The 20,590-nt window shown below is 57.5% G+C and carries 27 protein-coding genes; 15 read left to right on the forward strand and 12 right to left on the reverse strand.

Features of this window, described 5'->3' with window-relative positions; translation table 11 throughout:
- Positions 1–13: 13 nt before the first annotated feature.
- Positions 14–664 (forward strand): GntR family transcriptional regulator, encoded by a 651-nt coding sequence (locus QWY83_RS07790; RefSeq protein ID WP_249945391.1) that lies wholly within the window; start codon positions 14–16, stop codon positions 662–664.
- Here QWY83_RS07790 and QWY83_RS07795 read toward each other — a convergent pair.
- Genes QWY83_RS07795 through QWY83_RS07805 form a run of 3 tightly spaced genes read right to left on the reverse strand, consistent with a single transcriptional unit; the run spans position 661 to position 3,556 of the window.
- The gene (locus QWY83_RS07795; protein WP_249945390.1) at positions 661–870 is read right to left on the reverse strand and encodes a hypothetical protein; all 210 of its coding nucleotides are present in this window, start codon (positions 868–870) and stop codon (positions 661–663) included. The genes QWY83_RS07790 and QWY83_RS07795 overlap by 4 nt on opposite strands.
- Positions 870–2,165, reverse strand: a complete 1,296-nt coding sequence (locus tag QWY83_RS07800; protein ID WP_249945389.1) for an NAD(P)/FAD-dependent oxidoreductase — start codon at positions 2,163–2,165, stop codon at positions 870–872. Before QWY83_RS07800 ends, QWY83_RS07795 begins: the two co-directional genes overlap by 1 nt.
- Positions 2,165–3,556 carry an aspartate aminotransferase family protein gene (locus QWY83_RS07805; RefSeq protein ID WP_249945388.1) on the reverse strand — a complete coding sequence of 464 codons (1,392 nt, stop codon included), beginning with the start codon at positions 3,554–3,556 and terminating at the stop codon, positions 2,165–2,167. Before QWY83_RS07805 ends, QWY83_RS07800 begins: the two co-directional genes overlap by 1 nt.
- Before the next feature lie 467 nt (positions 3,557–4,023).
- On the opposite strand from QWY83_RS07805, the gene QWY83_RS07810 reads away from it, so the two are divergent.
- The 4 genes from QWY83_RS07810 to QWY83_RS07825 all read left to right on the forward strand — a co-directional run bounded on the left by QWY83_RS07810 (position 4,024) and on the right by QWY83_RS07825 (position 8,038).
- Positions 4,024–5,109 (forward strand): polyamine ABC transporter substrate-binding protein, encoded by a 1,086-nt coding sequence (locus tag QWY83_RS07810; RefSeq protein ID WP_249945387.1) that lies wholly within the window; start codon positions 4,024–4,026, stop codon positions 5,107–5,109.
- 69 nt (positions 5,110–5,178) lie between these two features.
- Positions 5,179–6,330 (forward strand): ABC transporter ATP-binding protein, encoded by a 1,152-nt coding sequence (locus tag QWY83_RS07815; protein ID WP_249945386.1) that lies wholly within the window; start codon positions 5,179–5,181, stop codon positions 6,328–6,330.
- A 5-nt stretch (positions 6,331–6,335) separates the two neighbouring features.
- Positions 6,336–7,232 (forward strand): ABC transporter permease subunit, encoded by an 897-nt coding sequence (locus QWY83_RS07820; RefSeq protein ID WP_249945385.1) that lies wholly within the window; start codon positions 6,336–6,338, stop codon positions 7,230–7,232.
- A complete protein-coding gene (locus QWY83_RS07825) occupies positions 7,229–8,038 on the forward strand; it encodes an ABC transporter permease (RefSeq protein WP_105234669.1) in 810 nt (269 codons plus the stop codon). Before QWY83_RS07820 ends, QWY83_RS07825 begins: the two co-directional genes overlap by 4 nt.
- Here the strand turns inward: QWY83_RS07825 and QWY83_RS07830 are convergent.
- Complete coding sequence (locus QWY83_RS07830) at positions 8,035–8,541, reverse strand: DUF2478 domain-containing protein (RefSeq protein WP_249945384.1); 507 nt, start codon at positions 8,539–8,541, stop codon at positions 8,035–8,037. The genes QWY83_RS07825 and QWY83_RS07830 overlap by 4 nt on opposite strands.
- A 62-nt stretch (positions 8,542–8,603) precedes the next feature.
- Here QWY83_RS07830 and mobA point away from each other — a divergent pair, with 62 nt between their 5' ends.
- Positions 8,604–9,161, forward strand: a complete 558-nt coding sequence (gene mobA, locus QWY83_RS07835; RefSeq protein ID WP_249945383.1) for a molybdenum cofactor guanylyltransferase MobA — start codon at positions 8,604–8,606, stop codon at positions 9,159–9,161.
- On the opposite strand, the gene QWY83_RS07840 is transcribed toward mobA, so the two are convergent.
- The 3 genes from QWY83_RS07840 to QWY83_RS07850 are packed head-to-tail and all read right to left on the reverse strand — an operon-like array spanning position 9,158 to position 10,715.
- Positions 9,158–9,382: a sulfurtransferase TusA family protein gene (locus QWY83_RS07840; protein WP_249945382.1), complete on the reverse strand. Its 225-nt coding sequence runs from the start codon at positions 9,380–9,382 to the stop codon at positions 9,158–9,160. The two genes, mobA and QWY83_RS07840, sit on opposite strands and share 4 nt — an antisense overlap.
- A complete protein-coding gene (locus tag QWY83_RS07845; RefSeq protein ID WP_249945381.1) occupies positions 9,375–10,421 on the reverse strand; it encodes a DUF475 domain-containing protein in 1,047 nt (348 codons plus the stop codon). Before QWY83_RS07845 ends, QWY83_RS07840 begins: the two co-directional genes overlap by 8 nt.
- 51 nt (positions 10,422–10,472) lie before the next feature.
- On the reverse strand, positions 10,473–10,715 hold the full coding sequence (locus QWY83_RS07850; protein WP_067546274.1) for an accessory factor UbiK family protein: 243 nt from the start codon (positions 10,713–10,715) through the stop codon (positions 10,473–10,475).
- A 103-nt stretch (positions 10,716–10,818) separates the two neighbouring features.
- On the opposite strand from QWY83_RS07850, the gene lgt reads away from it, so the two are divergent.
- The 5 genes from lgt to QWY83_RS07875 all read left to right on the forward strand — a co-directional run bounded on the left by lgt (position 10,819) and on the right by QWY83_RS07875 (position 14,907).
- The gene (lgt, locus tag QWY83_RS07855) at positions 10,819–11,700 is read left to right on the forward strand and encodes a prolipoprotein diacylglyceryl transferase (protein WP_249945380.1); all 882 of its coding nucleotides are present in this window, start codon (positions 10,819–10,821) and stop codon (positions 11,698–11,700) included.
- A complete protein-coding gene (locus QWY83_RS07860) occupies positions 11,697–12,752 on the forward strand; it encodes a class I SAM-dependent methyltransferase (protein WP_249945379.1) in 1,056 nt (351 codons plus the stop codon). Before lgt ends, QWY83_RS07860 begins: the two co-directional genes overlap by 4 nt.
- Complete coding sequence (gene pgeF, locus QWY83_RS07865; RefSeq protein ID WP_249945378.1) at positions 12,749–13,507, forward strand: peptidoglycan editing factor PgeF; 759 nt, start codon at positions 12,749–12,751, stop codon at positions 13,505–13,507. Before QWY83_RS07860 ends, pgeF begins: the two co-directional genes overlap by 4 nt.
- A 193-nt stretch (positions 13,508–13,700) precedes the next feature.
- Positions 13,701–13,850, forward strand: coding sequence for a hypothetical protein (locus tag QWY83_RS07870; RefSeq protein WP_249945377.1), 150 nt, complete (start codon positions 13,701–13,703; stop codon positions 13,848–13,850).
- A gap of 274 nt (positions 13,851–14,124) precedes the next feature.
- On the forward strand, positions 14,125–14,907 hold the full coding sequence (locus QWY83_RS07875; RefSeq protein WP_067546288.1) for a Hint domain-containing protein: 783 nt from the start codon (positions 14,125–14,127) through the stop codon (positions 14,905–14,907).
- On the opposite strand, the gene QWY83_RS07880 is transcribed toward QWY83_RS07875, so the two are convergent.
- The gene (locus tag QWY83_RS07880) at positions 14,904–15,404 is read right to left on the reverse strand and encodes an Lrp/AsnC family transcriptional regulator (RefSeq protein ID WP_067546291.1); all 501 of its coding nucleotides are present in this window, start codon (positions 15,402–15,404) and stop codon (positions 14,904–14,906) included. The two genes, QWY83_RS07875 and QWY83_RS07880, sit on opposite strands and share 4 nt — an antisense overlap.
- A gap of 192 nt (positions 15,405–15,596) precedes the next feature.
- On the opposite strand from QWY83_RS07880, the gene trxB reads away from it, so the two are divergent.
- Positions 15,597–16,538 carry a thioredoxin-disulfide reductase gene (gene trxB, locus QWY83_RS07885; RefSeq protein WP_067546295.1) on the forward strand — a complete coding sequence of 314 codons (942 nt, stop codon included), beginning with the start codon at positions 15,597–15,599 and terminating at the stop codon, positions 16,536–16,538.
- A gap of 42 nt (positions 16,539–16,580) precedes the next feature.
- Here trxB and QWY83_RS07890 read toward each other — a convergent pair whose 3' ends face one another.
- The 3 genes from QWY83_RS07890 to QWY83_RS07900 all read right to left on the reverse strand — a co-directional run bounded on the left by QWY83_RS07890 (position 16,581) and on the right by QWY83_RS07900 (position 17,805).
- Positions 16,581–17,060: a cytochrome b gene (locus QWY83_RS07890; protein ID WP_249945376.1), complete on the reverse strand. Its 480-nt coding sequence runs from the start codon at positions 17,058–17,060 to the stop codon at positions 16,581–16,583.
- Positions 17,061–17,161: 101 nt separating this feature from the next.
- Entirely contained in the window at positions 17,162–17,386 is a 225-nt protein-coding gene (locus QWY83_RS07895) for a DUF1150 family protein (RefSeq protein ID WP_105234661.1), read from the reverse strand.
- Positions 17,386–17,805: an Hsp20 family protein gene (locus tag QWY83_RS07900; protein WP_105234660.1), complete on the reverse strand. Its 420-nt coding sequence runs from the start codon at positions 17,803–17,805 to the stop codon at positions 17,386–17,388. Before QWY83_RS07900 ends, QWY83_RS07895 begins: the two co-directional genes overlap by 1 nt.
- A 158-nt stretch (positions 17,806–17,963) precedes the next feature.
- On the opposite strand from QWY83_RS07900, the gene QWY83_RS07905 reads away from it, so the two are divergent.
- From QWY83_RS07905 to QWY83_RS07915, 3 genes are all read left to right on the forward strand, one after another.
- The gene (locus QWY83_RS07905) at positions 17,964–18,182 is read left to right on the forward strand and encodes a YdcH family protein (protein WP_067546311.1); all 219 of its coding nucleotides are present in this window, start codon (positions 17,964–17,966) and stop codon (positions 18,180–18,182) included.
- Positions 18,183–18,255: 73 nt separating this feature from the next.
- Positions 18,256–18,744 carry a 5-(carboxyamino)imidazole ribonucleotide mutase gene (gene purE, locus QWY83_RS07910; RefSeq protein WP_067546314.1) on the forward strand — a complete coding sequence of 163 codons (489 nt, stop codon included), beginning with the start codon at positions 18,256–18,258 and terminating at the stop codon, positions 18,742–18,744.
- Complete coding sequence (locus QWY83_RS07915) at positions 18,737–19,813, forward strand: 5-(carboxyamino)imidazole ribonucleotide synthase (protein WP_249945375.1); 1,077 nt, start codon at positions 18,737–18,739, stop codon at positions 19,811–19,813. The genes purE and QWY83_RS07915 overlap by 8 nt, the downstream gene beginning before the upstream one ends.
- Here QWY83_RS07915 and QWY83_RS07920 read toward each other — a convergent pair.
- Positions 19,791–20,525 (reverse strand): alpha/beta fold hydrolase, encoded by a 735-nt coding sequence (locus tag QWY83_RS07920; RefSeq protein ID WP_249945374.1) that lies wholly within the window; start codon positions 20,523–20,525, stop codon positions 19,791–19,793. The two genes, QWY83_RS07915 and QWY83_RS07920, sit on opposite strands and share 23 nt — an antisense overlap.
- Positions 20,526–20,590: the final 65 nt, after the last annotated feature.

The raw sequence follows: 20,590 nt of genomic DNA on the forward strand, positions 1-20,590 counted from the left end.
AGGAGTGCCGCACGTGAACGTCGAAATGCCAAAGGAACCCGCGCACCAAACGGTGTATCGACGCCTTCGTGATATGATCCTTTGTGGCGAGATGGAGCCTGGTCAGGCCGTCACCATTCAGGGCCTCGTGGCTGAACTGGATGCAGGCATGACCCCCGTGCGCGAGGCGATCCGCCGCCTGACCTCTGAACACGCGCTCGAATTCAAGGACAACCGTCGCGTTGGCCTGCCCGTTCTAAACCGCGCAGAAATTGACGAAATTTCCTTTGCCCGTCTGGCGCTAGAACCTCAGCTAGCCATGTGGGCCGCGGCCAAGATCACGCCTGAACAGATCGACCAGCTTGCTGCTATTGACGAGGACCTGAATCGCGCGATTGATCGTGGCGATATTCAGACCTACCTGATTCAGAACTATCGTTTCCACAGCACGCTTTACGCGGCCTCTCAGGCCGCGACGGTGATCGCGCTGGTGGATGCGCTCTGGCTCCGCCTTGGGCCGAGCTTGCGTGTTATGCGAGGACGGTTCGGCACGGCCTCGCTCGACGATCGTCACGCCGTCGCGGTTGAGGCTCTGCGTTCGGGCGATATTCCTGCCGTGGGCGACGCCATTCGTTTGGATATTGAACAGGGGTTCAACCAGATCCGCCTGTCGATGCGCGACTAAAACGCCATCTCCATAAAGATAAGATCAAATCCGTCGACCGTGGGATGGCCGAGGGCATACAACTGTCCCGCCTCAATCGCGGCTGCATAATTTGCGTCCATCGGCGCGGGACGGCGGCCGATCAGTGGGATGTAGTCCGCATAAGAGGTTTCGACGATCTGTTGCACCGCTGGCAAATCGGCAGGCGTCGCGGGACGAATGTCCATCAGAACCGATCTTTAAGACCGAACCACAGCATACCCAGTACCAAGAGAGGATGCCGTAGTGCCGCACCGCCGGGGAACCGTGGGCTAGGAACCGAGGCCATAATGTCGAACTTTTCCGCCTGTCCCGCGATGGCCTCAGCCGCGACCTTGCCCGCGAATGTGGCAAGGGCAACGCCGTGGCCAGAGAAGCCAGAGAGCGACAGGATATTGCCCGTTATCCGCTCCACATGCGGAAGGCGGTTCATCGTGATCCCGAGCGTCCCGCCCCACGCGTAATCGACGCGGATACCGTTCAACTGTGGGAAAATCTGCGCCATCGCCTTGCGAACGACGCCTTCGATGTCGGACGGGAATTTGTAGCCGTAGCTTTCCCCGCCGCCAAAGAGCATCCGATTGTCTTCAGACAGTCGGAAGTAATTGATGACGTATTTGCTGTCAGCCACGCAATGATTGCCTTTCATCACCAGTTCAGGATCAGCCAAAGGCTCTGTCGCGATGATGAAGTTGTTGATCGGCATCACACGGGCGGCGACGCGCTCTTGCATCCGACCCAGATAGCCATTGCAGCCCATCACCACATAGCGCGCGCGGATCGTAGCGCCTTCGGTATGCACAACGGCTGGTTCACCCTCTTCAACGCGGGTGACGCGGGTTTGTTCATAGATGGTCACGCCCAAATCGCGGCACGCCCGCGCAAGGCCAAGCGCAAAGCGCAGCGGATGAATGTGACCGCCGCCCATATCAATCGCGCCACCATGATAGGCATCTGATCGACAAAGATCGTAGAGTTCATCCCGATCCAATTTGCGGATTTTATCGTAGCCGTATTCGGTGTTCAGCTTATCAACATAGGCATGAGTATGCGGCACGAACCGCGCGCGGTGATCGGCTTCGATCACACCTGCGGCCCAGCCAGCGCCTGTGTCGTATTTCTGATCCAGCCCGCGCAAGACATCGACGGATTCTTGCGACAAGCCCCAGAGTTTGCGGGCCAAATCCTTGCCTACGAGTTCCTCTAGATCGTCCTGATGGAGACGTTGACCGCCAGAGACCTGACCACCGTTGCGACCAGAGGCACCAAAGCCGACGCGCTGCGCCTCGACCAAAGTGACCTGATAGCCCTGCTCTGCCAGATGCAGCGCAGTCGATAGGCCCATGAACCCACCGCCGATGACACAGATATCGCAGGACAAATCACCCCTTGCCGCGGGGAACGCGTCAAGGGGTGTAGCTGTCGCCGCATAATAACTGTCGGGGTATTCCCCAACGCGATCATTTGCGGTGAGAAAGTCCATTAGGCCGACTTCATCAGACCTGCGGCCTTCACTTTTTCATAGGCTTCATCGAGCGACTTGCGGGCACGCGCGATCAGCTCGTCCACTTCATCACGGGTGATAACCAGCGGCGGAGCGATGATCATACGGTCACCAACGTGACGCATGATCAGGTCGTTACCAAAGCAGCATTCGCGGGTCATGAAACCAACGGTGCCCGGTGCAGCTTCGAACGGCTTGCGGCTGCCTTTTTCAGGAACCAGCGCGAGCGACGCCATCATGCCAACGATCTTGGTTTCACCAACAAACGGGTGATCGCCAAGGCTGTGCCACTTCTCTGCCAGATACGGTGCGATATCGTTCTTTACGTAATCAACGAGGTTCAGTTCCTCCATGATACGCAAGTTTTCCAGCGCAACCGCACAGGCCACAGGGTGACCCGAGTAGGTGTAGCCGTGGTTGAACTCAACGCTATCAATCGCCGCCGCAACTTTGTCGTTCACAATCGACGCCGCGATCGGAATATAGCCCGAGGACAGGCCTTTTGCGGTGGTGATGATGTCAGGCTTGGTGCCCATGGCTTGGAAGCCGAACCATTCACCCGTGCGGCCAAAGCCACAGATCACTTCGTCAGAGATGAACAGGATACCGTATTTATCAACGATACGCTGGATTTCTGGCCAGTAGGTTTCAGGCGCAACGATCACGCCGCCCGCACCCTGCACAGGTTCACCGATAAAGGCCGCGACCTTTTCCGGACCGATTTCTAGGATCGCCTCTTCGAGTTCACGTGCACGAGCGAGACCGAATTCTTCGGGCGACATGTCGCCGCCTTCGGTCCACCAGTTTGGCTGGTTGATGTGGTGAATGCCTGGGATGATACCGCCCTGCTTGTGCATGCCCGCCATACCGCCGAGGCTCATGCCAGCCATGGTCGAGCCGTGGTAGCCGTTCTTACGACCGATCACGACCTGACGATCAGGTTCACCTTTCGCCTGCCAGTATGCACGGACCATACGCAAGTTGGTGTCGTTCGCCTCAGAACCCGAGGACGCAAAGAACACGTGGTTCAAATCACCCGGTGCGATTTCAGCGAGCTTATTGGCAAGCTGGATAACCGGCACGTGCGTGGTCATGAAAAAGGTGTTGTAATACGGCAGTTCCTGCATTTGCTTTGCCGCAACTTCGGCAAGGCTGTCGTGGCCGTAGCCGATGTTCACACACCACAGACCCGACATCGCGTCGAGGATACGGTGGTTTTCGCTGTCGGTCAGCCACACGCCTTCGGCGCGGGTGACAACGCGGGCGCCGCGCTTTGCCAGAACATCACCGTTGGTAAACGGGTGCATGTGGTGAGCGGAATCGAGCGCCTGAAGCTCTGCTGTGGGGGTTTGGGTGCTGATCATATTCATGAGGGCGCTCCTTTCGGCGCGAAACGCGCGCAGGGTTGAGGGCAAAGGTTACACGCAATTTCTGCGTTCTGCGGCAGGATAGAAATACGGCTCCGCCCCGTCAAGCAAGTTTGATCAAATTCCACACCCACATGACCCACTCTGGGCCGTAGAATCGTCTTTGGACGTCATCCGAAGCAGGGTCTAATCGCTAGGCCGCGCACCCAAAGCCCACTCGACCCCCAAGATTTGCCCAACTGCTAAGCATCCAGATCAACTGGCCTTTCTTTCTTTGATCAATAAACGCCTTATTTTTGACCAGAGACAGTCCGCATAGCAAAACATTTACGCAGCCCCGCTTGTTTTTTGCCCTCAGTCGTGGCGGGATGATTTTACCCCCTGCGACACAGAAAGGTTGCAATGTAGGCTACTTTTGATCAAATTGGGGAAAAAGGTCCGAATGGGCCACCAACTCGGGAGAAAGAAATATGACAAAAACCTGGTTGCCGATGACGGCTGCAATTGCGCTCGTCGCTGGCTCTGCGATGGCAGAAGAGGTGCGCGTTTATAACTGGTCGGACTACATCGACGAGGCGCTCTTGGAAAAGTTCGAAGCCGAAACTGGCTATGACCTGATCTACGACGTGTTCGACTCGAACGAAGTTCTTGAGACCAAAATGCTGGCTGGTGGTTCGGGCTACGACGTCGTTGTGCCGACAGGTACCTTCCTTCAGCGTCAGATCGTAGCTGGCGCGTTCCAGCCGCTCGACATGTCGAAACTGCCGAACGCTGGCAATCTGTGGGACGTGATCAAAGATCGCACCGCGCAGTATGACCCCGGCAACGCCTATTCGATCAACTACATGTGGGGCACCACTGGTATCGGCGTAAACACTGGCAAAGTGGCTGAGCTTCTGGGCGACGACGCACCGATCAACAGCCTCGAGCTGGTATTCAACCCAGCCAACATGGAAAAGCTGGCTGAGTGCGGCGTTCACTTCCTTGACGCGCCAACTGAAATGGTTCCGGCAGCTCTCGCCTATGCGGGCCTCGACCCAGACGCCAAAGACGCTGACTCGCTCGCAAAAGCCGAAGAAGTGCTGATGGCGGTTCGTCCGTACATCCAGAAGTTCCACTCTTCGGAATACATCAACGCTCTGGCAAACGGTGAAATCTGCGTAGCCTTCGGTTGGTCGGGCGACATCCTTCAGGCACGTGACCGCGCAGCAGAAGCTGAAAACGGCGTCGAAGTTGCGTATAACGCTCCGACTGAGGGCGCTCTGATGTGGTTCGACCAAATGGCGATCCCTGTGGATGCTCCGAACCCAGAAGGCGCACATGCATTCCTGAACTTCATCATGGATGCGCAGAATATGGCTGATGCGTCGAACTACGTTTACTACGCAAACGGTAACAAAGCGTCCCAAGAGCTGCTGATCGAAGACGTGATCGGCGACACTGCGATTTACCCTGACGAAGCAACGCTGGAAAACCTCTACACCGTGACCCCGTTCGGTCCGGCAGAGCAGCGTCTGCTGACCCGTCTGTGGACCCGCGTTAAATCCGGCGTCTAATCGCGCCTGACCAGCCCCGCGCCGTTTTTATCGGCGCGGGGATTTTCATTTTATGCCGGAGTTCATTTGATGGCTCAGTCCCCTCGCCCGTCCAGTAATCCAACCAATGTTTTTGCACCTTGGAATGACCCAAACGCCAAACCATTGATCCAGTTTAAGAACGTGACGAAAAGGTTCGGGGATTTCACTGCCGTTGATGACCTGACAATCGACATTTACGAACGCGAATTCTTTGCGCTTTTGGGCCCGTCTGGCTGCGGCAAAACCACGTTGATGCGGATGCTCGCTGGCTTTGAGAGCCCGACAGAGGGCAGCATTCTTCTAGGTGGTCAGGACATCGTTCCCGTGCCCCCGAACAAACGCCCCGTAAACATGATGTTCCAGAGCTACGCGCTCTTCCCGCACCTGACCGTATGGGACAACATCGCCTTTGGTCTGCGCCGTGATGGGCTGGGCAAGGATGCAATCAACGATCGCGTCAAAGAGATGCTGCGACTAACGCGCCTCGACAAATTCGCGAAACGCAAACCGCACCAGATTTCTGGCGGTCAGAGACAGCGTGTGGCCCTTGCCCGCTCTCTGGCGAAAGCACCGAAACTGCTGCTGCTCGACGAACCGCTGGGCGCATTGGACAAGAAACTGCGCAACGAGACGCAGTTCGAACTGATGGACATTCAGGAAAAGACGGGGACCACTTTTGTCATCGTGACCCACGACCAAGAAGAGGCGATGACCGTTGCCTCCCGCGTTGCGGTCATGGACCACGGTAAGATGGTTCAGGTCGACACGCCCGCTGGCATTTATGAAGCGCCGAATAGCGTTTACGTGGCGGACTTTATCGGTGATGTGAACCTGATCGAAGGCAACGCTAAGGTCGAAGGCAACACCGTTACGATCCATTTCGCCGAATGTGCTGCACCCATCACTGCGGTCTGCGAACGCCCCATCGCGGATGGTCAACGCGTGTCCTATGCGATCCGTCCTGAAAAGATCTCTGTGAACCGTGAACCGCTCGACGATCGTGCGAACCACGTCAAAGGCAAGATCGAGGACATCGGCTACCTCGGCAACGTGTCGACCTATCACGTCCGCCTGCCCTCTGGTGAACTGGTCAGCGCCTTGATGACCAACTCGCGCCGCCTCGCCCGCCGTGATTTCACATGGGAAGACGAGGTATGGCTTAGCTGGACGGACACCGCTGGTGTCGTCCTGACGGAGTGAGCGGCATGAACCTACGCCGCCTCATCGTCATTGGAATTCCGTTCACGTGGTTGCTTTTGTTCTTCCTCGTGCCCTTCGTGATCGTGATCAAGATCTCGCTCTCTGATCCCGCCATCGCGATCCCGCCCTATTCGCCCACCTTGGAATTGTCTGGGGGCTTGGCGGGGCTCAAGGCGTTCTTTAGCCAGTTGGATTTCGAGAACTTCACCTTCCTGACGCTCGACCCGCTCTATTACACGGCCTATCTGTCCTCGCTCAAGATCGCCTCGATCTCGACCCTGCTGACGCTCGCCGTGGCCTTCCCAATGGCTTACGGCATGGCCCGTGCGCCAGAGGAATGGCGCGCCACGTTGATGATGCTCGTGATCCTGCCGTTTTGGACCTCCTTCCTGATCCGCGTGTATTCGTGGATGGGAATTTTGGGCAAAGAAGGCTTCTTGAACATGATCCTTCTGTGGCTCGGCATCATCGACGAACCACTGACGATCCTGAACACGAACACCGCGGTTTATATCGGTATCGTCTACACTTACCTGCCGTTCATGATCCTGCCGATCTATTCGACTCTAGAAAAACTGGACCTCTCACTGATCGAAGCGGCAGAGGACCTCGGCTGCACGCGCACCTCTGCCTTCTGGCTCGTCACGGTGCCGCTTTCTGTTCCGGGTGTGGTTGCTGGGTGTTTCCTCGTCTTTATCCCTGCCTTGGGTGAGTTCGTGATCCCGTCCCTCTTGGGCGGCTCGGACACGCTGATGATCGGTAAGGTTTTGTGGGAAGAGTTCTTCTCGAACCGTGACTGGCCTGTGGCCTCTGCGGTGGCTGTGATCCTGCTCGCGATCCTGATCATCCCGATCATTCTGTTCCAGCGGAACCAACAAAAGCAGTTGGAGGGCGACCAATGAAAAAGCTGAGCTGGTTCAACCTGACCACCCTCACCCTCGGGTTCGCCTTCCTTTACATCCCGATGATCGTGCTGATCGTCTATTCGTTCAACGGCGGGCGTCTGGTGACGGTTTGGGCGGGGTTCTCGACCAAATGGTATGGCACACTGTTCCATAACGAGGCGTTCCTTGATGCCGCTTGGGTGACGATCCGCGTGGCCGTTGCAACGGCAACGCTTGCAACAATCCTTGGCACGCTGGCAGGGTATGTGCTGGTGCGCGGCGGACGGTTCTGGGGTCGCACGCTGTTTTCTGGGATGGCCTATGCGCCGCTCGTGATGCCTGACGTGATCCTTGGTCTGTCGCTCTTGCTGCTGTTCAAGGTGATGTTCGGCAGCATGGGCATGACCACGATCATCCTCGCGCACACGACCTTTGCGATGTGCTATGTGTCGGTCGTCGTCTCTTCGCGCCTTTTGTCCTTTGACAAATCATTGGAAGAGGCCGCATCGGACCTCGGCGCGACGCCGTTCGACACGTTCATGTCGGTCACGCTGCCGATCATTTTTCCCGCGGTTCTGTCTGGCTGGCTCTTGGCCTTTACCTTGTCGCTCGACGATCTGGTGATTGCGTCCTTTGTGACGGGTCCCGGTGCAACGACCCTCCCGATCAAAATCTACTCGGCCGTGCGTTTGGGCGTTTCGCCCGAGATCAACGCCCTTTCGACCATCATGATCGGGATCGTGACCGTTGGCGTTCTAACTGCATCGTTGCTCAACAAACGCAAAGTTGTTCAGCGCCTCAAGGACGAAAAAGCCGCGAATTAAGCGAGTTCAGCGACCGTGCGGCGAGCCCAATCAAGGATCGCCGCCGGATCGTTGGGCAGTTCCTCGCCCAATCCTTCTGTAAAGGCGTGGAACGCAGGCAAGGTTTCATCACGAACAGCCAAAAGGACGGGAATACCCGCCGCCAGTGCCGCACCGATCACAGGACGGAACCCGCGCCCCTCGGCCTCTTGTTTGCCGAACTTATTCGCCAAGAGTAGCTCTGCCCCATCGAGCGAAGCCTCAACCAGCCCCACAGCCTCTTCCAATGCGGTCGGGTCCAGTCGACACCCCGATGACAAGGCGCCAAGGTTCTGGCTGATGCGGATCACCCTCCCTGACGGGATCATATGCAGGTCCATGTGATAAGGGCTTCCGTCCTGCGGATCATCGTTGATCTGGCAGGCCCCCGCGACCACGACGCCCTCTGCCCGCAACTGGCGTATCGCCTCTGTCAGCGTTGGGTTTGCGGTGCTGGTTTTGGACGCGATTACGTAGCCTAACATTATGCCCTCTTGTGCAAGTCGCACCACGATGACAGCCTGAGCCGCGAAAGAAAAGGGACGCAATGCAGCAAACACCAGTCATGATCCTTGCAGGCGGTCAGGCCACCCGAATGGGCGGCGGCGATAAGCCCCTGATGCTGTGGCGGGATCGCCCTTTGATCGAGTGGCTGCTGGAGGATCTACGCAAACACTCCCCCAAAATAGCGATCAACGCGAATGGGGACCCGCAGCGGTTCGCGACATATTGGCTGCCAGTGGTTCCTGATGAGCTACCAGATTGCGGCCCGCTCTCTGGTATTTTGACTGCGATGGAATGGGCTGCGACCTCTGGATTTTCGCATGTCGGGGTGATTGCGGGAGATACCGTTTCGCTACCCGATGACCTTTTGGAGCGTTTGGGCACTGGACCGTCCTACGCCGCCTCGCTGGTCAACTACGAATGGCGCGCCCATCCTACGGTCGGTGTCTGGCCCGTCGATCTGGCCGCGGGATTACGTGATTACCTTCTGTCTGGGGAACGCCGCGTCATGGGCTGGGCTAAATATGTGGGCGCAACCGAGGTGCGGTTTGACGGCGACGTCTTCCGCAATTTCAACACGCCAGAGGACCTAAAGGGCTAGCCCCTTCGGATCAGATAGGCCTGCCCGCGGTCGACCTCTTCCATACCGAGAAACTCATGCCCCGCCTCGCGACAAAACACGGGCATGTCAATCTGCGCCATCGCGTCGGATGCGAGAATACGCAGCACTTGCCCCTCTGCCATCGACGCTAGAACTTTCCGCGCCTTCAGGACAGGCAGGGGACATAGCAGCCCAATGGCGTCGACCTCAACGTCAGCCATGGAGCTTACGATCCCGCAAAGACGCCACGAAGGATGCGCCGATGAGGGCCGCACCGATCAAGCCCGTGACAGCTTCGGGCACATGGAATTCGACGTGTAAGAACATCACCACGGCCAAAACAAGGATCGACCAGAATGCCCCGTTTTCGAGGTAACGATATTCGTTCAACGTGCCTTTCTCGACCAACATGACCGTCATCGACCGCACATACATCGCGCCGATCCCAAGGCCTATGGCGATGATGAACAGGTTTTGCGTCAGCGCAAACGCACCGATCACACCGTCAAAACTGAACGAGGCATCGAGCACTTCAAGGTAAAGGAACGCCCCCAAACCTGCCTGCCCAATAGCACGACCCGCCTTTTGTGCGTCCAGATAATGGCCGAGCACATCGACCAGCAGAAACGTCAGCAGACCCCAGATCGCCGATTGTAGAAACGCGCGGCCTGTCACTGGATCAAAGAGGTTCGACACAAGCGTGATCACCCCGATCACAATCGTCACCACCAACAGTTTCGCGCCTGACATGCGGCACATCATCCGTTCCACACCAGGCAGCCAATGTACGGTCTTTTCTGGGTCAAAAAAGTAAGAAAGCGCGACCATCAACAGAAACGTCCCGCCAAAGGCGCTGATCGGAACCCGCGCACCGTCCATGATCGCGGCGTAGCGGTCAGGATGCGCCCAAGCGAGCTCTACCGCCGCCCATGGCCCGATCTTGGCCGCGATACACACGACGGCCAGCGGGAAAATGATCCGCATCCCAAAGACAGCGATCAGAATACCCCATGTCAGAAACCGCCGCTGCCAAACTGCGGTCATCTCACGCAGTTTGTTCGCGTTCACGATCGCATTGTCGAATGAGAGCGAAATTTCCAGAACCGACAGCACAGTCGTGATGAACAGCACGTTCAACATACCCGCCACGGTGCCAAAGATGCTCCACCCCAAAACCAAACTGAGGATAAGACCGCCAGCGGTCACAGCGAAAGCCAGCGTGAAATAACGCAACGCAGGTTTCGAACACGGTTCTGCCAATTCAGACCACCATAAAAAAGGACCGCCGCCCGATGGGGGCGGCGACGGTGATTATTTCTGCGCTTCGAGCGCGTCGAGCCGCGCCTTGAGCGCTTCGTTCTCTTCGCGGGCTTTTTGCGCCATCGCGCGAACGGCGTCGAATTCTTCACGGGTGACAAAGTCACGGTCCGCAAGCCAGCGATCCAGCATGGATTTCATCGCGTTCTGCGCTTCGTCCTTGGCCCCTTGCGCCACGCCCATAGCGTTGGTCATCAATTGGGAAAAGTCGTCTAGAATTTTATTGCGGGTCTGCATTGTCAGCCTCCGTTCAGTGTTAAGCCCTATATGGGGGGCGAACCTCAAAGGGGCAAGTCGCAACCTGTTGACTCTGACTATTCGTCCCATCAAACCTGCGGCCATGATCGCTCTTTCTGCTCTCGCCTTTCCGAATGTGTCACCGGAAATCTTCACCATCTCGCTCTTCGGGATGGAGTTTGCGCTGCGTTGGTATGCCCTCGCTTACATCGCTGGAATCGCTCTGGGCTGGTGGATGATCGCAAAGTCGCTCAAACAGCCCGCGTTTTGGCCCGCGAACACCGCGCCGATGACCGCCAAACAGCTCGAAGATCTTATGACGTGGATCATCGCGGGTGTGATTTTGGGCGGACGTTTCGGCTATGTGCTGTTCTACCGCTTTAGCTACTACGCCCAAAACCCGCTTGAAGTTCTTCAAGTCTGGGAAGGCGGCATGTCCTTCCACGGTGGGTTCCTCGGTGTGATCGTGGCGACCTACCTTTATTCGCGCCATCAAAAGCTGCCGCTCGGGTCGGTGGCGGATTGTTTGGCGATGGTCGCGCCCTTGGGCCTCCTGCTCGGGCGATTGGCGAATTTCATCAATGGCGAACTATGGGGCCGCGTGAGCGATGTGCCGTGGGCCGTCGTCTTCCCCTCTGAAGCGGCGCAGCAGTGCCTCTTGCCCATCTGCGCTCGCCACCCCTCGCAACTCTATGAGGCCGCGATGGAAGGCGTGATCCTTGGCCTTATCATGCTCTGGCTCGTGCTGCGTGCAGGCGCGCTGAAACGCCCGTGGACCTTGGCAGGGACATTTTTCGCAGGCTACGGCGTATCGCGCTTTATCGTTGAATTCTTCCGCCAACCTGACGCGCAATTCATCAGCGAAGGAAATCCGCTCGGCCTTGCGTTTCATGTGAACGGCTGGGGCCTGACCATGGGGCAAACTCTGTCGCTGCCAATGATCATCATCGGCCTCGTTCTGATCGCACGGGCGAAACGGACATGACGGCGCTGGCGGACCTCCTCAAACGCAGGATTGCGGCGACGGGGCCAATCACGCTCGCTGACTATATGTCAGAGGCGCTTTTGCACCCAGAACACGGCTATTACACCACCCGCGATCCGCTGGGTGCGACGGGCGACTTTGTCACCTCGCCCGAGATATCGCAGATGTTTGGCGAAATGATCGGGCTGTGTTTGGCGCAGGCTTGGATCGACCAAGGCCGTCCGAATGGCGTTCTGGCAGAGCTCGGCCCCGGTCGCGGCACATTGATGCAAGACATCCTTCGTGCCACCAAAGGCGTCGCTGGGTTCCATGACGCGCTCGACCTGCATCTGGTCGAAGCCTCGCCCGTCCTGCGTGCCGCCCAATCCGCGCGCCTTCCGAACCCGACGTTCCATGCGGATGTATCGACGCTGCCCAATGCGCCCTTGTTCCTTGTGGCGAACGAATTCTTTGACGCCCTCCCTGTGCGCCAATTCCAGCGCGACGGCACGGGCTGGCGTGAACGGATGGTCGGGCTAGAGGGTGACACCCTCACCATTGGCCTATCTGCCGCCGCCCCGATTGCGCTGCTGGATCACCGCCTCGCCGATACCAAAGACGGCGATCTGGTCGAAGTATGCCCAGCCCTCCCCGCGATTATGGGGCAAATCGGCGAATGGATCGGCACCCGTGGCGGTGCGGCGTTGATCATCGATTACGGCGATTGGCGGTCCCAAGGTGACACGCTCCAAGCCCTGCGTGGACACAAACCCGTTGATCCGCTTGACGCACCGGGCACCGCAGACCTCACGACACATGTGGATTTCGAGGTCATCACCCAATCTGCAGCCCCTGCCCGCTTTACCCGCATCACGCCTCAAGGCGTCTTTCTCGAACGCCTCGGGATCACGCAGCGTGCGCAGAGTTTGGCTCAGTCAATGTCGGGCGATGCGTTAGAGTCCCACATCGCCGCACATAGACGCTTGACCCACCCGTCAGAAATGGGTGACCTCTTCAAAGTGGTCGGGATTTACCCCGATGCCCACACACCGCCCGCAGGTCTGGAACCATGACGCTCGAAATTATCACCCATGATGACCTTATGCCGATCCGCCACGGGTTCTTTACCCGACGGGGCGGTGCATCGTCTGGCGTGTTTGCGGGCTTGAACTGTGGTGGTGGCAGCAGCGATCAATCCGACATCGTCGTGATCAACCGTGGCCGTGTGGCCGCAGCGATGGATGTGGCGCCTGAGGCTCTTATTGGTGTGCATCAGGTGCATTCGGCTGACGTTGTGACCGTGTCTGACATCACCACGCCCCGCGCCCAAGCCGACGCCTTGGTCACCGATGTTCCGGGCATTGCGTTGTCCATCCTCACCGCCGATTGCCAACCTGTGCTCTTTGCCGACCATGACGCAGGTGTCATCGGTGCCGCACACGCGGGCTGGAAAGGGGCGCTTAGTGGCATTCTCGAAGCGACGGTTATCGCGATGGAAGACCTCGGCGCGGACCGTGAAAACATGGTCGCAGTCATTGGTCCGACCATCAGCCAACGCGCCTATGAGGTTGGTCAGGAATTCTTTGACACGTTTCTGGACGAAGACCCCGCCTTTGCTCGATTCTTTGTGAATGGCAAAGAAGACGGGAAGTTCATGTTCGATCTTCCTGCCTTTGGTCTATTCCGTCTGCGCACCGCTGGCGTGGGCACCGCAGAATGGACGCGCCACTGCACATACTCGGACCCAGACCGATTCTACAGCTACCGTCGGACCTGCCATCAAAAAGAGGCCGATTATGGCCGTTTGATCGCGTCGATCCGCCTCTGACCCGCCACAATCGGGTCACTTCCGCTTAGCCTCACGCTCTCGCACCCCTTTGCGTAAAGGGCTTTCGCCGTTCTGAGACAGTTTCCCCATGAACAGGGCAAAGTTTCACAACTTCGCCCAACTCTTGCCGCCTGTGCCCTTGATAGTGGGATCAACGCCGAAACTGGCAACGACTATCCAAGAGGACAGAGCAATGAAAAACAAACGCTGGCTCACCACTATGATCGAAGACGCCAAAGCCTGTGACACGCAGATGCCTTGGGCGCGTGGTCTGCGGCGCGAGGCGATGATCGCCCGCCGCACAGAAACTACCTCCCCCGAATTAGAGGCCAAAGTGGCCTGATTTCTCCCTCGGAAGCAGACACTTCCAAGACCTCAAGGCGGCCAGTGGCCGCCTTTTTCTTTGCGATTCGGGGTGAGCGGCGTGAAATTAAGGCCAGATTAACGCCCCTAAGGTGAACAATCTGAGGTTGCCAACCCCACTTTGTTACCCGCTGATCCACAATACATTGATTTCTTTGACAAGTCCGACCAACTTCTGCCACATTCTGGTCAAGTTGAACGACCCGATGTTGTCGGTGGGGGCCGACGGAAGGTCAACCGTAAGGTGGACCAGTATGCATATGCCCCGTTCGGCAGCCGCTCTAGGCGTGTCAAATAACCTACCGGTCTCTCAGGACCGGATCGCTCGGAAAGACGGGCGACTTCAGCGCAACCAGCCTCTCATGCGCAAATACGAAGTCGCCCATCTGACCAAAGATGGCCTCTGCCATGAATTCCAGAAAACAGCGCCCGCGCACCCTCTGTTCGAGGAAGCCTTTTCTGCCTTTGCTCGTGGCCTGCTATTCCAAACAGAAAACGGCCCAATCGCGGTCGAAGACCTCTGGCCCGGGGACCGCATCCGCACAGCCAACGGACGCCTCCGCACGCTCATGTGGAAAGGGTCGATGATGATCGTGCCGCATGTGGCGAGTGAAACGACATCCATGATCCGCGTTGGGACAGAGGCGTTGGGGCTTCATCGTCCATCGCACGACACAATGTTCGGACCATCAGCGCGTGTGTTTCATACGTCACCCCGCATCAGGGCCTTCAACGGGCAAGACGGCGCATTTGTTCCGCTGGCCGATCTCGTCGATGGGGACGGCATCATCGAAATCACGCCGATGGCGCCCGTGCAAGTGTTCCACTTGGGCTTTGCGACCCACGAACGCCTCAGCGTCGCGGGGCTAGAGGTCGAAAGCTATCACCCCGGCGCGCCGCATCGGTTCCCCTTGCGCGGCGAACTCCTCGACATGTTCATGCCGCTCTTCCCGCATATGCGGGACCTCGGGGATTTCGGGATGGATTGCCAGCCGCGCTTGCGGATGGCTGATCTTACGGTGTTTGACGTCGCCTAAGCGTCGCGAGCAAGGCGTTCCTCAAGCACGTCAAACGGCACACCCGGTTCGTCCTTCGCACAGCGGATAACAAGCGATGTTTTCACATGCGCAACGTTGTCCGCGGTGAGCAGTTCACCCGTCAGGAAGCTCTGGAAGCTGCGCAAATCAGGGGCCACGCATTTGAGGATAAAGTCGACCTCACCGTTGAGCATGTGACATTCGCGAACGAGCGGCCAGTTGCGGCACCGTTCTTCGAAGGCAGAGAGGTCAGCTTCGGCTTGCTTGTGCAGACCGACCATCGCGAACACCTGCACTTCAAAGCCCAATTCGCGGCTATCCACGTCAGCGTGGTACCCACGAATATAGCCCTGCTCTTCGAGCGTGCGCACACGACGCAGACACGGCGGCGCGGAAATGCCCACTCGTTTTGCCAATTCGACGTTGGTCATGCGACCATCCGCCTGCAATTCGGCAAGGATCATGCGATCGATTTCATCGAGTTTGCTGCCCGGCATTGGTATCCCCAAAGAAAGTTTCGCGAACCTTACGTCGAATGAACTTTATGCGCAACAATATTTCAAAGTTGCGCAATTTCATTTCTCATTCGCATGCATAAAATTCTTGCAATGTTTTAATCCCGCTCGCCTCTTTCCCGCGGCGGGCGGCGTGGCTATATCGGGGGGAACGGATATTGAAAAGAGGCTGACATGTCTGACGCACGCCACACGAAGGTTTTGATCATTGGCTCTGGCCCTGCAGGCTATACCGCAGGCGTTTACGCAAGCCGCGCCATGCTGAACCCGATTCTGGTTCAGGGGATGGAACCGGGCGGTCAGCTGACCACCACGACCGAAGTTGAAAACTGGCCGGGTGAAAAAGAAATCCAAGGGCCGCAGCTGATGGTGAACATGGAAGAGCACGCCAAGGCGATGGGCTGTGAGATCATCATGGACCTGATCTCTGACCTCGACCTGTCCCAGCGTCCTTTCGTGGCCAAAGGCGACAGCGGCACCACCTACACCGCCGATGCGATCATCCTTGCAACAGGTGCTCGTGCAAAGTGGTTGGGTCTGGAGTCGGAAGAAGCCTACAAGGGCTTCGGCGTGTCGGCCTGCGCGACCTGTGACGGGTTCTTCTACCGCGGTCAGGAAATCGTTGTGATCGGCGGCGGCAACACCGCAGTCGAAGAAGCACTCTTCCTCACCAACTTTGCGACCAAAGTGACCCTGATCCACCGCCGTGACTCGCTTCGGTCGGAAAAGATCCTGCAAGAGCGTCTCTTGAAGCACGAAAAGATCGAAGTGCTCTGGAACCACGAACTGGAAGAAGTCGTTGGCGAAGGCGATCCTAAAGGCGTGACAGGCGTTCGTGCAAAACACGTTGAAACGGGCGAAATCACCGAAGTCCCAGCCAAAGGCGTCTTTATCGCTATTGGCCACGCGCCGGCGAGCGAGTTGGTCAAAGACCAGCTGGAACTGCATTCGGGTGGCTATGTGAAGGTGAAACCAGGCTCGACCGAAACCTCGATCCCTGGCGTCTTTGCTGCGGGCGACCTGACCGACGCGAAATACCGTCAGGCGGTCACATCTGCGGGGATGGGCTGCATGGCGGCGCTGGACGCAGAACACTGGCTCGCCGCACAAGAGTAACAACAAAAAAGCCCCGCAATAGCGGGGCTTTTTCTTTGGGGGTTAGCGCAGCTTCATCCGCGCCATCAGGTTATCCTTGAACACGAACTGGTGGACCAACGCGCCGAGGATATGCAGCCCCAGAAGGCCGAGGCCCAAGGTGAACATGACCTCATGCACCTCGCCCGCATCGCGGATGCCACCAAACCAAACGGCGATACCCGACAGCGGGATCGTGATCATCACGACATAGAGGCCGAGCTTGACCGCCTTAGCGAGCAAAGCCTGCGCACCGCTACCCATTTCCACAGGTGCGGGACGAGTAAAGCGCATCACAATACGCACCACGGCGAGCGCCAAAATCGCAATACCGACAATCACGTGCACACGGGTGCCGATGCCAATATCGGTCACGCCTTCGCGGACAAAGGCACGGTAGCTATCCTTGATCGCATCATGGCTAAAGAAGCTCACGAAAAAGAGCAGAAACATCAACCAATGCAGAACAATTTGGGGTTTTGAGAATTTTTCGGGATGTGCCAACTCAGGCCTCCTTATCCATACATAACAAAATTATAATTTAATTTTTAGGGCACTTGCAATCGTCAAACAAAAAAGGCGCCCTCTTGGGCGCCTTTGTCACATCAATGCACCGCCATCGGTGTCATGTCATTTTGTCGAGCCAGCACAAAGGCCATCTGACGATCCGCAACGAGCGCGATCTGTTCGCCCGCTTCGGTATGGACCGAAAACAGCTGTTTGCGGCCTCCTGCCTGTTCCTGAAGATCTTCGGGAAGATCAGCGACATCGACCGATTTGACATAAACAATCCGGTCTTGGGCGTTTCTGAAATCGTATTTCGCGTTCATCATTCGGACCCTTTCCTAATCTTGATCGTCTGCACCACTGTTTCAGGGAGTTTGCGCGTCAAATCGACGTGCAGCAAACCGTTTTCCATCACCGCTTCGCCAACATCGACGCCATCGGCCAACACAAACGACCGTTGGAATTGGCGGGCCGCGATACCGCGATGCAAGAAGATACGACCATCACTGTCGTCCGATTGGCGACCACGGATGACAAGGCTGCTGTCCTCAACGGTGATCTGCAAATCGTCCTCAGAAAAGCCAGCCACAGCCAGCGTGATCCGATAGGACCGTTCTGATGTTTGTTCGATGTTATACGGGGGATATCCGTCATTGCCGGATTTCGCGGTGCGTTCGACCAGCCGTTCCAGCTGTTCAAAGCCCAGAAGGTAGGGATGCGCCCCTAATGTTAGTTTCGTCATACGACACGTCCTCGTCCAAGCGACCGTCAAATTGGCCCCGATCACGGCAGCCATAAATTGAATATGGTCTTTCAATCCGACCGCTGCAAGGGCTAGGCGGAATCGATCAAACCGCTTATGTTAAGAACTCGCGGCGCGAGAAAGTATCGGGTGAGTCCATGAATAAATCCGCACGGATGGAACAGATTGAGGTCCTTCGTTTCGAACTTGAGGTTCTCAAGCGCGAACACCGTGACTTGGATGAGGCTATTCATGCCCTGGAAGATCGCGGAACAGGCGATATGCTGACCCTGCGTCGCTTGAAAAAGCAGAAACTGAACCTCAAGGACAAAATCGTCGTCCTAGAGGACCGTATTTTCCCCGATATCATCGCCTGAGTGCATCGCGGGCAATTGCACCCTGCCCCATGCTCGCTATAGTGCCGCTTCCTATTCCAAGCGGGGACACATCATGACCACACCGCAAGTCGGTATCATCATGGGCAGCCAGTCCGACTGGCCGACAATGAAACTAGCCGCCGATATTCTCGACGAACTGGGCATCACCTACGAGAAAAAGATCGTCAGCGCGCACCGCACGCCAGATCGCCTGTGGGCCTATGGCAAGGCGGCAGCGGATCGCGGCCTTCAGGTGATTATCGCTGGTGCAGGTGGTGCGGCGCACCTTCCGGGCATGATGGCATCGAAAACCCGCGTTCCTGTAGTTGGCGTCCCTGTTCAGACCAAGGCGCTGTCGGGCGTTGATAGCCTCTATTCCATCGTTCAGATGCCCAAAGGCTACCCCGTTGCGACCATGGCAATCGGTGCGGCGGGTGCATCGAACGCTGGCCTGATGGCCGCTGGTATCCTCGCCCTCCAAGACGCCGATCTTGCTGCCCGCCTTGATGCGTGGCGCGAGGCGCTTTCTGCTTCTATTCCTGATGAGCCCGTCGATGAGTGATATGCTGAAACCTGGTTCGACGATTGGCATCCTTGGTGGAGGTCAGTTGGGGCGTATGCTCTCTGTCGCGGCATCGCGGTTGGGCTTTAAGACCCACATCTATGAACCCAGCGCGAACCCGCCCGCGGGCCATGTTGCGGACCGTGTGACCACTGCGCCCTATGACGACGCCGAAGCGCTCGCTGATTTCGCGGCTTCTGTCGATGTGATCACCTACGAGTTTGAAAACATCCCGACCGAAGCGCTGGACCTTCTCGAATCCGTGCGCCCGATCCGACCGAACCGCAAGGCATTGGCCGTGTCGCAGGATCGCCTTGTCGAAAAAGCATTCTTGAACGATCTGGGTCTGAAAACCGCACCCTTTGCGGCGGTCGATGATGAGGTCGATCTGGCCGAAGCCATCGCCGAGATTGGCACCCCTGCCATTCTGAAAACCCGTCGGTTCGGCTATGACGGCAAAGGTCAGGCGCGTCTGAAATCCGCTGATGATGCGGAACAGGCACTTGCTGACATGAACGGTGCGCCGTCGATCCTCGAGGGTTTTGTGAACTTCACCCACGAGGTGTCAGTGATTGCCGCACGCGGCACCAACGGTGAAGTTGCCTGCTATGATCCGGGTGAAAACGTCCACAAGGACGGCATCCTCGACACCACCACCGTTCCTGCGAACCTCACAGGGATGCAGGGCGTGGATGCGGTTCTACTCGCTGGGAAAATCCTCAATGCGCTGGATTATGTCGGCGTCATGGGCGTTGAGCTGTTCGTCACCCCCCAAGGGCTGATCGTCAACGAAATCGCGCCGCGTGTTCACAACTCTGGCCACTGGACCCAAAACGGCTGTGCGGTCGACCAGTTCGAACAGCACATCCGCGCTGTTGCGGGCTGGCCTTTGGGTGACGGCAAACGCCATTCGAACGTTGTGATGGAGAACCTGATCGGCGACGACGTGGACCGCATTCCAGAGATCGCAAAATCAGGTGATGCCATCCACCTCTACGGTAAGGCTGACGCAAAACCCGGTCGCAAGATGGGTCACGTGAACCGCATCACGGGTCCTGCGGGTCAATAAGCCCTTCGATCACGTCATAGACGACCTCTCCGCTCCGATCGAAGCGGCCGTCTTTCAAAAAGGTGACAACCTCCGCGATGACTTGGGGGTTGTTCATCATAAAGGTGTGGGTCACGGGCAAAACCATGTGATCCGCGCCCTTCAATCGGGTCGACGCGACCGACACTTTGCCATCGTCGGGACCGTCAATCAGCGATGAATAGATCGGGTTCAGGCTCTGATCGCCCGCGATTATCCCAACCTCAACGTTCAGATCCCCCAGCGATAGCGGCACGCTCCCCGCCCCAGTGCCGAGCTGTTCGCCCGCGGGGCCGTTGATCCACTCGAACGGTTCCCAATCGCCGAATACATCGACCAGCTCAGACCCTTGGTTCGGCGGGGCCAGCATCACAACGCGCCCCATATCAACAGGCGTATGCCCCTGAAGCCACGCACGGATCAGGATGCCACCCATCGAATGGGTCACGAAATGAACCTTGCGTGCCCCGCAAGCCGCCACATCATCGGTGATCTGCCCGACGAGTTCTTCAATCGGCTGCTTGGTCGACGGGTAGCCGCGATTGACGACCTTATAGCCCTCGGCCTCTAACACCTCCCCCATCACAAACAGAGAGGCAGGCCCACGCGCCAGCCCATGCAGCAGAACAACGCAATCCTCTGCCTTGGCAGGGGCAGCGGCGAGAAACAAAAGTGAGGCGAGTAAAGTTTTCATATACACCACATAAGCGCAAAAACGCATAATCCAATCAACCAGCTTGCGCGACGCTGCGGCACAGG

It is taken from the genome of Marivivens donghaensis (assembly GCF_030410045.1).
GTDB classification, from domain to species: domain Bacteria; phylum Pseudomonadota; class Alphaproteobacteria; order Rhodobacterales; family Rhodobacteraceae; genus Marivivens; species Marivivens donghaensis.